Genomic DNA, 13036 nt, shown 5'->3' on the forward strand with positions numbered 1-13036 from the left:
GCCTTTTTACTTTTGAATTTTTACTTAAGATAACGGTTATGATAAAAAAGCAATTATTTCTGGCCTGTTTAAGTTTGCTGTTGTTGCGCGCAACAGCGCAGGATGTGGCGCTTACCATGAAGGAAGCGGAGAATTTTGAGAAGCAATTGAAAGAAGACGCGGCGCTGGAGAAGTATAAAACGCTGGCACTGGCAGACAGTACCTATTTTCCGGCAGTAGCTAAAGCTGCAGAGCTGAACTGCTCGCTGGGGGCGAGGCTGAAAGACGTAAAAGCGCGCCAGCCTTATTATGAACAGGCACTGAAGTTTGCCACACAGGCCTACCAGGCAAAACCGGGTGAGGCACAGGCCAGCTATGTATTATCGCTAGCCTCTTCTAAAATGGCAGAGCTGGACCTGGAGAACAAAAGAACCGTGCAGTTTATACGCCAGACAAAAGAGTACGCAGACAAAGCGCTTGCCATTAACCCCAACCACGGCAGAGCCAACTATATGGCAGGCAAATGGAATCTGGATATGATAAATACCAGCTGGCTGAAGAAGGTTGCCGCCAAAACCATTTACGGCGGCGGTATACAACCTGCTACCATGGATTCTGCCATTGCTTATATGGAAAAATGCCGCGTAGCCGAACCTTATTACGTACAAAACTACATGGACCTGGCGAAAGCCTATAAGCAGGATAACAAACCCGCTAAAGCCATTGAAGTGCTGAACAGACTGTTGAAGTTACCCGTACGCACCCCGGATGATGCAGCGCTGAAAGCGGAGGGTAAGGTGATGCTGGATGGGATGTTGTAAGTTCAGTTGGGAGTTATTAGTTGGAAGTTGGGAGTTAAGGGAATGAGTTGAAATGGTGAATTTGATGTTTTGAACTTACTTATAGGATACACAATAAAAGAGGCCGTATCAGAAATCCTGATACGGCCTCTTTTATTATAAAACTACTAACTCTCTACTTCTAACTTTCTACTAAATGTAAACTCCCAACTTCCAACTAATAACTCCCAACTAACTCCCTCCTCCCATCATATCCATTCCGCCGCCTTGTTCTGCTTTGTTGTTTTTGCGTTTAAACAGGGTGGCATCGAATTTACCAAAGCGGTAGCTGAGGTTCAAACGAAGAATCTGGGGATCGCGTCTTCTTTCTGAGTTCTGAATCATGAAGGCAGATTCGTTGTAGCTGCTGTATAACTGTGTTCTGAAAATATCGTTCATGCTCAGGGTTACAGAAGCACTGTTGCCGCCTTTCCAGGTCCAGTCTTTCCGGATAGCCAGATCGAAGCTGTAACGGGGTTTGATATAACCCTGTGAGGTACCGCTGGGCCCCTGGTTCCAGCCGCCACCACCACCGCCGCCACGACGTCCGCCACCGCCACCACCGCCGCCTGGGGGTAATACGGTTTTAGCCTGATAATCGCCTGAGAACTGTATGGAGAAGTTTTTAGGCAACTTGAAGTTGTTGTTCATTTTAGTAAACCAGCTTACGCGTTGGTTGCTGGCCGCTGCATCCTTCAGGTTATCGTTATTGATTTTAGAATTGTACACGTTCAGGTTCAGACTCATATCCCATATTTTGGCTATGGTAATACGATTGGTCAGTTCCAGACCGTAGGTGATGCTGTTGTTGGCGTTTACATAGGTGTTGTAAACGGCGCTGTCACCTGTTTGCTGGTTGATATCTCTATACTGATAGCTGGTAATTAAATTGGTAGCATAGCGGAAATAACCACTCACCAGGAAGTTGGCATTGCGCTTATAGGCGTTGTTGTAGTTTACTTCCAGCGAGTTGGTAAACTCAGGCTTCATGTTGGCATTACCTACGCTGAGGTTTTGCGGATCGCTATAGTCCACCACCGGCGTAAGCTGAAAAAAGCTGGGGCGGTTTACTTTTCGGGTATAGTTAAACTGGATATCCTGCTTATCGTTCAGTTTATAGGTAACAAACGCCGTAGGGAACAGGCTGAGCGGAAACTTCACATTGAAAGAGGTGTCTTTATCCATCAGCGTACCGGTATAGTTACTGCTTTCTGCACGTAAACCTAACTGATAGTTCCATTGGGTACCGGCTTTAAAGCTATACGTAGCATATGCGGCATACACCTGATCGTTAAACTTGTACTCATTGCTGGCAATGGGATTGAGAATATACTCGCGGGTGGTATAATCGTAACGCAGCTGATTGTTATCGTTCCAGTAATTACGGATGGCTGCACGCACACCAGCTTCCAGTTTTGTATTTTCTGTAAGTGGGTTTTCGTAATCGGTCTGGAAGGTCCAGAAACGGTTATAGCCGTTGCTTTCTGTTCTTTGTGTAACCGGTGTTAACTTACCCAGTGTTGCATTGGTAGTAGCCGTAGACAGGTTGCTTGTGTTTTTGCTGGTGCCACTGTTGTAGTTGGCATCGGCAGAAATGCTGTGCCCGCTTTTGGCAAAATTGTGTTTAAAGCTGATCTGGCCACCTGGGTTATTAAAGCTGGAGGTGCTGGTGCTGGTTACATCGCTGTAAGCGAAACCGGCATTGTTGCGCAGAGAATCTATACGGGAAGGCTGATCGTTTGAAAACTTACCGTTTACAAAGTTGGCGTTAATACTTAACGTGTTTCTGTTATCGATAAAGAAATCAAGCCCCGGACGGATAAACATAAAACGACTGTCGCTTACACCTTTGGTTTCCTGTGTAACAAAAGTAGGATCATCGCTGATGTTTAAACGATCGGTATAAGCGGTGGTTTTTGAACGGCGCTGGTTATACATGCCGTTAAGGGTGAAATTGATTTTACCCTGGCGGTAGTTGATATCGCCACCGCCGTTGAATTTGCCACGGGAATCCACACCGGCACGCAGGCCACCGTTATAACCGCTTTTTTTGTTCTTCTTTAATACAATATTGAGAATGCCACCGCCGCCGCTGCTGGCATCGTACTTGGCAGAGGGGTTGGTAATCAGTTCTACTTTATCAATGATGTCAGAAGGAATCTGGTCGAGCGTAAGGGTAGTGGGGCGCCCATCTACAAACAGCTGCGGGCTGGAGTTACGTAAGGTAACGTTACCATCTATATCCACATTAACAGAAGGAATCTGTTTCATTACCTCTGTTGCCGTTTGGCCAGAGCTTACCAGGTTTTTATCTACGTTGAAGATTTTACGGTCAACCCCCATTTCAAAAAACTGTTTGGAGGTAGCTGTAACGGTTACGTTACCCAGGTTGGCTTCTGCAGCGGTAAGTTTAATATTGCCCAGGTCTTTATCAACCATGCTCAGCATCTGTTGCATACGATCTGCGCCGCCGCCTTCGCCACCACCTGAACCGGCAGCACCATCAGCACCACGGTTGGGCATTTTAAGATCGAAAGAAACGGGCGCGTTATAATCCGTATAACCCAGTGCGCTTACACGTAAAGTAAACTTGCCAAATACAGGCAGGCTTTCGAGGCTGAAATCTCCATTGTTTTGTGTAAGTACAGTGCCTGCAATGGCATCTTTCATTTTACGGGTAACCGTATCAAACTTAGGGGCTATTAACTGTACGGTAGCACCATCTACACCTTTATTGGTTTTGCTGTCTACTATCTTTCCATACAAATGGCCTGCATTCATGTTCTGTCCACCACGACCACCTGCCCCCGCGGGGCGCTGTGCGTTTGCTGTGCTGTAAAAACAGGCGATGGCAAACAACACCTGCAACAATCTCTTTTTCATATAATCAGTCTATTCAAACGTAAAACTCGGCTAACATTGTGCATAAAAAAGCAGGGAAGTGTTGTATTCGGCCGCCTGATGAAGAATTTAGGCAATCCATATAATACCCAGCTGCAGCATACCGGTAACAAAACCAATAATAGCACCTACCCATGCCAGATGGTATAAACGGTTGGCTGCGGGCCTGTATAAATGCTCTTCCAGCTGCGCCAGAGAGAGGGCGTTGATTTTTTGCTGAATTATTGCCCCGGCGTCCACATCTTTTTCAAGTGCCTGTACGTATTGTTGAATAACTATGGGCAGCAAGGTTTGCAACTCAGCCATAAATATATCTTTCAGTTGCTGAATGGTGCGGTCGCCTATCAGCATACCCAGCATAGGCATGGCCCTGGGCAGTTTTTCGCGTAAAAAAGTATCTATGTGTATTTCTACAGCCGGCATTAGCTTTTGAATAGTGGCAGGTTGTGTAAGCTGCTGCTCCAGGGCAGCAAAAGTAAACTCACGGCTAACCAGGTTGCCTATAGCAGCGGCTATACGCTGATGACTGGCTGCCAGCAGGCCCTGCCAGCGAAAGCCCAGTAATACTTTAGGTTGTACAGGAAAAAAGAGAAGATATACCACCACACGGATACACAACCATCCGCTGAAAGCGGCTATTACGGGTATAAGCCAGTACCAGTACGTCATAGGAGTTGAGGTTGAGGTGTAAAACAATAATGTTAACATCAGAAAATAAAAAAACCTTGTAATAGTTTACACCGTTACAAGGTTTTTTGGGGAGGATAATGGGGCTCGAACCCACGGCCTTCAGTGCCACAAACTGACGCTCTAACCAACTGAGCTATACCCTCCGTTTCGATTGGAGTGCAAAGATAGAAATAATTGAATATCAACCAAGAGTCTATCAAATTTTTTTCAAAAATATTTTTACCGCCCATCAAAAACACGCGCAAAACAACGTTAATACTCGTAGATGTATAGGCTTCGATAAAGTTTTACATTATTTTTGATGTGCATGAGTAGCAAAATTTTAAGAATCATGATGAGTAGAAAAGTACTGCCATTTATCATAATTGTATTATGCGGCTTAGGTTTTTGGGCTTTTAAGTATAGAGGGGAAGATGAAACAGCCATGGCACGTCGCCAACAGCTGCTCGCAACCGTTGGCTATATACTGGAACAGAAACATTACGATCCTAAAGTAATTGATGACTCTTTCTCCAGAGAGATTTTCAAAAAATATATAGAAAGCCTTGATCCTGAAAAGAATGTATTCCTGGCTTCTGACATCCAATCGCTTCAGAAATTTCAAACCACTATTGATGATGAAATTCATGGCGCTCCGCTGGCCTTTTTTATAGCAGCCGGGGATATTTATACCAAAAGAATGGGGGAGGTTACTACACTGTACAAGCAGGTGATGGCCAAACCTTTTGATTTTACAGTAAATGAAAAGGTACAGCTGGAAGCAGATTCGCTGGATTATGTAGCAAATGAAACGGCGCGTGCTGAAAACTGGCGTAAACGTTTGAAATATCTTACACTGGATGGGTATGTAAACCTGGAGGAGCAACGCTCGAAAAGTAAGGCTACGGATTCTATCCATAGCAAGTCAGACGCTCAGTTGGAGAAAGAAGCACGGGGAAAGGTGGTGAAATTGATGGACAGAAATTTCAACCGTTTGAAAAAGCGCCTTACACAGGATGAGCAATTTAACCTGTTTGTAAATACTATTACAGGAAGTATGGATCCGCATACGAATTATCTGCCTCCGATTGAAAAAAGAGCTTTTGATGAAGAAATGAGCAACCGCTTTTATGGAATAGGAGCGCAACTGAGAGCGGAAGATGCCGGTGGGGTAAAGGTAATAAGCGTTATACCCGGCAGCCCCTGTTGGAAAAGCGGCCAGGTAAACGTAAATGACCTGATTATTAAAGTAGCACAGGGCAGTGCAGAACCGGTAGATATTACAGGTTTGGATGTGGATGATGCTGTAAGGCTGATAAGAGGTAATAAGGGTACAGAGGTAAGACTTACCTTAAAGCGCCCGGATGGTACTATAAAAGTGGTAGCGCTGATAAGAGATGAGATTGTACAGGACGAGGCTTTTGCCCGTAGCGTGGTACTGAATTCCGGCGCTAAGAAAATTGGTTACATTTATCTGCCTGAGTTTTATGCAGATTTTGAGAGAGCCAACGGATCGCGCTGTGCGGCAGATGTTGCTGCTGAGGTGGTGAAGCTGAAGGCCGAGAACGTGGATGGTATTGTGCTGGATTTGCGTTCTAATGGAGGCGGCTCTTTATATGAGGTAGTACAGATGGTAGGCCTGTTTATTAAAAAAGGCCCTGTAGTGCAGGTAAAAGACCGCGATGGAAAGCCTTCTATTTTGCCTGTGGAGACAGACAAACAATTGTATGATGGCCCGCTGGCGGTAATGGTAAATGAACTGAGTGCTTCTGCATCTGAAATATTTGCAGCAGCCATTCAGGATTATAAGCGTGGTATTATTGTGGGCAGCACCTCTACTTTTGGAAAAGGTACCGTTCAGAAAAACCTTCCGCTGGGAAAACCCGTAGATATGTTTAGCGGACGTACAGAGTATGGCGCACTGAAACTGACTTTTGAGAAGTTTTACCGTATTAACGGAGGTTCTACCCAGTTGAAAGGGGTGGCTTCTGACGTTGTACTTCCCGATTTGTTTGAGTATCAGAAATTCAGAGAGAAAGATTATACTTCTGCCCTGCAGTGGGATCAGATTCAGAAACTGGATTACAGCCTGTGGAATGAAGACCAGGAACTGGATGCTGTTAAACAGGCATCTTTACAGCGGGTGCAAAAAAGCAATTCGTTTAACGCCATCCGTAAAAGTGCGGAGTGGATAAATGCAAATGCGAATAAAGAAGTGAGTTTGAATATAACCCAGTTTAAAGCAGACCAGGCAACAGCCAGAAGCATGAGTAAGCTGAGTGATACTGCGGTGAAGCTGACAAAAGCCCATGAACTGAATGTGCAGGTTACAAAGGCTGACAAAGACAAGTATTATAATAACCCGGATAAAGCCAAAGGTGAACGCTACCAGGAGTGGCTGAAGCGGCTGAAAACGGATATTTATATTGACGAGACGGCGCGTATTGTTAGCGATATGGCCAACTCGCGCCAGCAGGTTGCTAAAACAGAAAAACCCTGATTAATAAAGTGGCGGGCCTGCAAAAGTGAGCCCGCCATGACCAAACGATAACAAAACTGTAGAATCGTTAACCCTTGAGTACATGAAAACAGAGGACTCTGATAAGAAGTGGTATGCCGTTTATACCAAGCCCCGGTGGGAGAAAAAGATCAATACCGTATTAGAAAAAAAAGGTATTGAGAGTTGGTGCCCGTTACAGAAAGTGCAACGGCAGTGGAGCGACCGTAAAAAAATGATTGAGGACCCGCTGTTTAAGTCGTATGTTTTTGTGCGTATTGCTGAGCAGGATCGCCTCCGTGTTTTGCAGACAGATGGTGTACTCAACTTTGTGTATTATCTAAGCAAGCCCGCTGTAATACGTGATGTGGAAATTGACACCATCAAGTCTTTTCTGTTAGAAAAAGATGCCGTACTTACTGTGCAGGCGCTGGAATCATTTGACAAAGACACCCGTATTAAAATTAAACACGGGGTTTTTGCAGAACAGACGGGAACAGTACTGCGCACCTCTGGCAAGAAAAAGGTATATGTAAATATGGAAAGCCTGGGCCAGGTAATCATGGTTGAGTTTCCCATTGATCACCTGGAGCTTATCTAGCACTTGTTTTTATAATAAACTTACTTAGCCGCTATAGCATTGTCTATGGCGGTTTTTATTTCCTGGTATACCTCTTTTTTAATATCTATATTGGCACGTTTTGCCAGAATAATACAGGCATAGTTATTAATAGTATCAATAACTGGCCAGGTACCTGTTAGCGATGGGCTACAGAAGGTAGCGGGTTTTTCGTCAGAATCAGACGCCTGTATCCAGCAGCCACGTGCGTACAGGAAACCTTCTGTAAGCTTGGGGCTGTATTTTATAATAGACGCATTTATGGAAGGGCTGAGCATTTCCTGAACGGAGGTTTCTGTAAGAATCTGTTTTCCTGCATAAGTGCCTTTGTTCAGCAACATTTGCAAAAAGTGCAAATAGTCCGTAGCAGTAGATACGGCACCCAGGGAGGGGTTTACTGCCTTCTCATTATTAAAAGCCGTATTCTTCATGCCCAGCGGGCGAAGTATGCGATCTGTCATAAGCCGTTCAAAAGACTTCCTGCTGATTACTTCCAGCACACGGCCTGCTATATTTAAATTCTGGTTGTTATAAACGAATGCTGCACCTGGCTGCGCTTCTATCTCTTTTTTTGAGGCTATTTCGTTTACTTCTTCCTCCAGATTGGTAAAGCTTTTTAGGCGCCTGATTAATGCTTTTTCTCCTGCAATACCCGTGGTATGATTGAGACACTGGCGAATGGTTACATAGCTTTTCATGTATTTGGCAAAAATGGGCAGGTATTTACTTACCGGATCGTCCAGATTCAATTTGCCTTCCTGTACAAAAGTCATTACCAGGGCTGCTGTAAGCCATTGGCTGGAGGCATCTATATCTACCGGCGTAACGGGTGTGAATTCTTTGCCTATGGCTTTCTGATATATTACTTTATTGTCTTTACTCACCAGTACAACTATATCGTTTCCCAGCTGTTTCTGATACTGGGCTATTTTACTATCTACCGCTGAAAAATCAGATTGCGCAAAAGAAAACTGCATTAATAGCAGAAAAGAAGCCAGTAAACTGACCTTATTGCAGGAAAAACGGGAAAAGAATGTCATAATTACTTGTTTGAACAGGTTGGATTGTGTTTTGAAGATAATATGTAATTGCGTGATTTAGCAAGCGAAAAGAAGAAAAAAGGAAAACAATCAACTATATGAATCTGAACAATTACACTATCAAAGCTCAGGAGGTCATACAGGCGGCACAGCAACAGGCATTTAACAATGGTAATCCGAATATTGAAACCAACCATATATTGCAGGTGCTGCTGGCCGACCAGGACAGTCCTGTTGAGTACCTATTAAAAAAGAACAACGTAAACATTGGTTACGTGGAAGGTAAGCTGGCAGAAAGCCTGAAAAAGTTACCTAAAACTTCCGGAGATGCGGCCCAAAGCATCAGCCGCGATTTAAACAATGCGCTGCTGCGTGCTAATTCTTCATTGAAGCAGTTTGGAGATGAATTTATAAGCGTAGAGCATTTGTTGCTGGGGGTATTGCATGGCAATGATGATACTGCCAAGCTGCTGAAAGATGCGGGGCTTACCGAAAAGGGGCTGGTAGCAGCTATTAAGGATTTAAGAAAGGGCGCTACGGTTAACTCGCAAACCGCTTCGCAGCAATACAATGCTTTACAGAAGTATGCGAAGAATCTGAATGAACTGGGTAGCCAGGGTAAGCTGGACCCGGTGATAGGAAGGGATGAGGAAATACGTCGTACGCTGCACATTTTGTCGCGCCGTACCAAAAACAACCCGATACTGGTGGGTGAGCCTGGGGTGGGTAAAACCGCTATTGCTGAGGGGCTGGCTATGCGTATAGTAAATGGCGATGTGCCGGAGAACCTGAAAAGCAAAATCATATTTGCCTTGGATATGGGCCAGCTGATAGCAGGTGCCAAATACAAAGGGGAGTTTGAAGAGCGTTTGAAAGGCGTAGTAAAAGATGTGGCGGAGAGCGATGGAGAAATTATTCTTTTTATAGATGAAATACATACCCTGGTGGGTGCCGGTGGTGGTGAGGGAGCTATGGACGCTGCCAATATACTGAAACCTGCGCTGGCAAGGGGGGAACTGAGAGCCATTGGCGCTACCACGCTGAATGAATACCAGAAATACTTTGAGAAAGATAAAGCACTGGAAAGGCGCTTTCAGAAAGTAATGGTAAGTGAGCCAGGTGTGGAAGACGCTATTAGTATACTAAGAGGTATTAAAGACAGATATGAAACGCACCACCATGTGCGTATTAAAGACCAGGCTATTATTGCTGCCGTGGAATTGAGTAACCGGTATATAACCGACCGCTTTTTGCCCGATAAAGCCATAGACCTGATTGATGAAAGTGCGGCACGCCTGCGGCTGGAAATGAACAGCATGCCGGAGGAGCTGGATGAGCTGGAAAGACGCATTCGCCAGCTGGAAATTGAAAGAGAGGCTATTAAGCGGGAGAATGATGAAGTAAAGCTGAAGGAGCTGGCTCAGGATATATCTCTGTTATCTGTACAGCGTGATACGCTGAAAGCCAAATGGAGCCAGGAAAAAGAAATTGTAGAAAGGATACAGGCGGCGAAAGCTACTATTGAATCTTTAAAAGTAGAGGCGGAACGTGCAGAAAGAGATGGTGAGTTTGGCAAGGTAGCAGAGATACGTTATGGCAAGGTAAAAGAGCAGGAGCAGGTAATTACGGAAGCAACACAGCAACTGGATGCTATAAGCGAAAGAAGATTGCTGAAGGAAGAGGTAGATGCGGAAGATATAGCAGAAGCCATTGCCAAAGCTACCGGCATACCTGTAAGCAAAATGCTGCAGAGCGAGCGTGAAAAACTGCTGAACCTGGAAGAAGAGCTGCATAAACGTGTGGTAGGGCAGGAAGAAGCCATTGCCGCAGTGGCAGATGCGGTACGCCGCAGCCGTGCGGGATTGAATGACCCACGTAAACCCATTGGCTCCTTTATTTTCCTGGGTACTACTGGTGTGGGTAAAACAGAGCTGGCAAAAGCTTTGGCGGAATATCTGTTTGATGATGATAACATGATGACGCGGATTGATATGAGTGAATACCAGGAGAAGCATGCGGTAAGCCGTTTGGTGGGAGCGCCTCCGGGGTATGTAGGATATGATGAAGGCGGACAGCTTACCGAAGCAGTACGCCGCAAACCCTACAGTGTGGTATTGCTGGATGAAATAGAAAAAGCGCATCCGGATGTATGGAACATTCTGCTGCAGGTGCTGGATGATGGCCGCCTTACGGATAACAAGGGGCGGGTGGTGAACTTTAAGAACACCATTGTTATTATGACCAGCAATATAGGCAGCCATATAATACAGGAGAACTTTGAAGGGGTTAATGAGCAGAATAAAGAGAATGTGATTGAGAAAACCAAAACAGAGCTGATGAATCTGTTGCGGCAAACCATTCGCCCTGAGTTTTTAAACCGGGTAGATGAGATTATCATGTTCCAGCCGTTGCTGCGCAGCGAGATAAAAGGAATTATCCGTATTCAGCTGCAACACCTGAAACACCTGGTAGCCAATAATGGTATTACGCTTAATTTCAGCGAATACCTGCTTGACTTCCTCAGCGAGAATGGTTTTGACCCTCAGTTTGGGGCAAGGCCGCTGAAAAGGCTGATACAAAAGGAAATCATCAACGGATTAAGTAAAAAGATACTGGCCGGTGAAGTGGATAAAGCGGTACCGGTGCTGGTAGATGTATTTGACGGCGTGGTGGTTTTTAGAAATGAATAAGTAGTGTAGCTGTGTGCGTTTTGTGGACAAGGCATTCTGTGTAAAAACGGGATGCCTTTTTTGCATGTATGCAGGGGAGGATTTTGATACTTATGTGCCTGAAAAGGACATATTATGTTCCTGGTGCTGTTTATAGGGTGAAAGATGTAAATTAAATACACCTTTTATTAGGGGGTTGTTGTAAAAAATGTATATTTATGTAATTAAATATATGTTATGCCAACCACTACTGCATCCAGAAGGAAAACCCAATTTTTAAAAGGCCTGATGATTACCCTGGCCTTTGCTGTTGTTGTTGCTGTTCTTAGCTACATAGCAGTTAAGAAATAACATCGGATATTTAGTGATAAAACGTGCAACAGATGTTTTGCTGTTGTTTCTACGTTATGGGACTGGTGTGGCGAGCTTTCAGATTATTCCGGATACAAGGCATTTGCATCCTTTGTAAGCAGCGCAAAGGATGCTTTTTTATGGAAGCCTGTGTTAATTTTATTTAAACGCAAACATATCCCTGCCTGTAAACCACAAAAAAACAGGCTTTTATACCTCCCTGATGTTAGGGGTGTTTATGTATATCTTATTGAGTTTTTTTACTTTTGCAACGATAAGCCTCTGAATACCTTACCCTTTTACCTGACGATGACCGTTAATAATATTTTATCAGCATTCAGAACCGAACAGCAGATGGTGCAGCAGGTATTTGCCGGCTGGAAAATGAATCTGCAACAGCTGAATACCCGTTCAGAAGTTCCGTTTGAACTGGCATACCGTGTTGCTGAAAACAGCGATCTGCAGTTTCGTCTTTTTTTTACCTCGCGTCCTTTATGGGTTACGCTGGGGCAGCAGCCTGTAAGCGAGCCGTATGAAGTGTTATCAGCAGCTGAAATGTTGGTGCGTTTTGGCATAGAGGCTATAGAAGAAACTATTGAGCGCAGTGTGGCTAAGGTAAGAGACAAGGTATTGGGTACTTCTATACAGGTTATCAACTCACTAAAGGTAACAGAAACAGGTGTGTTTGCCTGGTTGCGTACAGAACGGCCTTTGAGTTTATTACATAAGCAGGTGCGTTCTGCCGGAACGGGCTGTTTGTGGAAGGTGGTAGCCAAACCGCTTTCATTTCCTGCTTATGCTGGTGCTATTAAGCTTGAACAGCAGCAGCAGCAAGGGATTGTTCTTTATATTTTAGAGCCCGTTAGCGGGCGTGAAAAACCAGCGCCTGGAGAAATACTGTTCTGGTAAGGCAGAGGCTGCACCCGTATCCGCCGCCTGATTTATTACCGTACACCAACGGATTTATAGCGCATATTGCCCTCTCTTTTGGCGTGTTCGCCCCTGTCTGGAGTAACGGTGCTGTGTTAGCTTTGTATAGGCCATAAAATACCGGTTATGCAAAACAAAACGGATAGCACTGCCCCGCAAACAATAGATGGTTATATCAAAGGTTTTACTCCTGATGTGCAGGAGGTATTACAGCTGGTGCGTGATACCATCCGGGCTATTGTGCCGGATGCTACAGAAGCCATTAAATACGCCATACCTACTTTTATATACGGGAAGGCCAATCTGGTACATTTTGCTGCGTTTAAAGCGCATATCGGATTTTATCCTGCCCCTACGGGTATTAAAGCGTTTGAAGAAGAGTTGGCGCATTATGTAACAGGCAAGGGATCGGTACAGTTTCCGCTGGATAAACCTATGCCGCTGAATTTAATTACCCGCATGGTGAACTACCGGATAGAAGAGGTGCATAAGCAACAAAAGAAGAAGAAATGATATTGCCAGGGTGTTGATAGTAAAGGTAA

The 13036-nt window shown here is 44.7% G+C and carries 9 protein-coding genes and 1 tRNA gene; 6 read left to right on the top strand and 4 right to left on the bottom strand.

The features are described from left to right. Nucleotides 1-38: 38 nt before the first annotated feature. Entirely contained in the window at nt 39-800 is a 762-nt protein-coding gene (locus IEY13_RS15680; RefSeq protein ID WP_188953758.1) for a tetratricopeptide repeat protein, read from the top strand. A gap of 210 nt (nt 801-1010) precedes the next feature. On the opposite strand, the gene IEY13_RS15685 is transcribed toward IEY13_RS15680, so the two are convergent. From IEY13_RS15685 to IEY13_RS15695, 3 genes are all read right to left on the bottom strand, one after another. After that, nucleotides 1011-3701 carry a TonB-dependent receptor gene (locus tag IEY13_RS15685; RefSeq protein WP_188953760.1) on the bottom strand — a complete coding sequence of 897 codons (2691 nt, stop codon included), beginning with the start codon at nt 3699-3701 and terminating at the stop codon, nt 1011-1013. Nucleotides 3702-3788: 87 nt separating this feature from the next. Continuing rightward, entirely contained in the window at nt 3789-4388 is a 600-nt protein-coding gene (locus IEY13_RS15690; protein ID WP_188953762.1) for a DUF445 domain-containing protein, read from the bottom strand. 87 nt (nt 4389-4475) lie between these two features. Beyond that, nucleotides 4476-4552, bottom strand: a tRNA-His gene (locus tag IEY13_RS15695). A gap of 281 nt (nt 4553-4833) precedes the next feature. Here IEY13_RS15695 and IEY13_RS15700 point away from each other — a divergent pair. Both IEY13_RS15700 and IEY13_RS15705 read left to right on the top strand, forming a co-directional pair. Beyond that, a complete protein-coding gene (locus IEY13_RS15700; RefSeq protein WP_229687887.1) occupies nt 4834-6888 on the top strand; it encodes a carboxy terminal-processing peptidase in 2055 nt (684 codons plus the stop codon). An 82-nt stretch (nt 6889-6970) separates the two neighbouring features. Beyond that, nucleotides 6971-7486: a UpxY family transcription antiterminator gene (locus IEY13_RS15705; RefSeq protein WP_188953765.1), complete on the top strand. Its 516-nt coding sequence runs from the start codon at nt 6971-6973 to the stop codon at nt 7484-7486. 20 nt (nt 7487-7506) lie between these two features. On the opposite strand, the gene IEY13_RS15710 is transcribed toward IEY13_RS15705, so the two are convergent. Then, a complete protein-coding gene (locus IEY13_RS15710) occupies nt 7507-8544 on the bottom strand; it encodes a serine hydrolase domain-containing protein (protein ID WP_188953767.1) in 1038 nt (345 codons plus the stop codon). A gap of 98 nt (nt 8545-8642) precedes the next feature. Here IEY13_RS15710 and clpB point away from each other — a divergent pair, with 98 nt between their 5' ends. The 3 genes from clpB to IEY13_RS15725 all read left to right on the top strand — a co-directional run bounded on the left by clpB (nt 8643) and on the right by IEY13_RS15725 (nt 13007). Then, entirely contained in the window at nt 8643-11234 is a 2592-nt protein-coding gene (gene clpB, locus IEY13_RS15715) for an ATP-dependent chaperone ClpB (RefSeq protein ID WP_188953769.1), read from the top strand. Nucleotides 11235-11873: 639 nt separating this feature from the next. Next, a complete protein-coding gene (locus tag IEY13_RS15720; protein ID WP_188953771.1) occupies nt 11874-12473 on the top strand; it encodes a hypothetical protein in 600 nt (199 codons plus the stop codon). 147 nt (nt 12474-12620) lie between these two features. After that, a complete protein-coding gene (locus IEY13_RS15725; RefSeq protein ID WP_188953773.1) occupies nt 12621-13007 on the top strand; it encodes an iron chaperone in 387 nt (128 codons plus the stop codon). Nucleotides 13008-13036 lie beyond the last annotated feature (29 nt).

It is taken from the genome of Filimonas zeae (genome assembly GCF_014641615.1).
Lineage (GTDB): Bacteria > Bacteroidota > Bacteroidia > Chitinophagales > Chitinophagaceae > Filimonas > Filimonas zeae.

Bases quoted from the DNA above. Each gene is read 5' to 3' on its own strand.
- IEY13_RS15680 (WP_188953758.1), top strand. From the start codon at position 39: ATGATAAAAAAGCAATTATTTCTGGCCTGTTTAAGTTTGCTGTTGTTG.
- IEY13_RS15700 (WP_229687887.1), top strand. From the start codon at position 4,834: ATGGCACGTCGCCAACAGCTGCTCGCAACCGTTGGCTATATACTGGAA.
- IEY13_RS15685 (WP_188953760.1), bottom strand. From the start codon at position 3,701: ATGAAAAAGAGATTGTTGCAGGTGTTGTTTGCCATCGCCTGTTTTTAC.
- IEY13_RS15720 (WP_188953771.1), top strand. From the start codon at position 11,874: ATGACCGTTAATAATATTTTATCAGCATTCAGAACCGAACAGCAGATG.
- IEY13_RS15725 (WP_188953773.1), top strand. From the start codon at position 12,621: ATGCAAAACAAAACGGATAGCACTGCCCCGCAAACAATAGATGGTTAT.
- IEY13_RS15705 (WP_188953765.1), top strand. From the start codon at position 6,971: ATGAAAACAGAGGACTCTGATAAGAAGTGGTATGCCGTTTATACCAAG.
- IEY13_RS15710 (WP_188953767.1), bottom strand. From the start codon at position 8,544: ATGACATTCTTTTCCCGTTTTTCCTGCAATAAGGTCAGTTTACTGGCT.
- IEY13_RS15690 (WP_188953762.1), bottom strand. From the start codon at position 4,388: ATGACGTACTGGTACTGGCTTATACCCGTAATAGCCGCTTTCAGCGGA.
- clpB (WP_188953769.1), top strand. From the start codon at position 8,643: ATGAATCTGAACAATTACACTATCAAAGCTCAGGAGGTCATACAGGCG.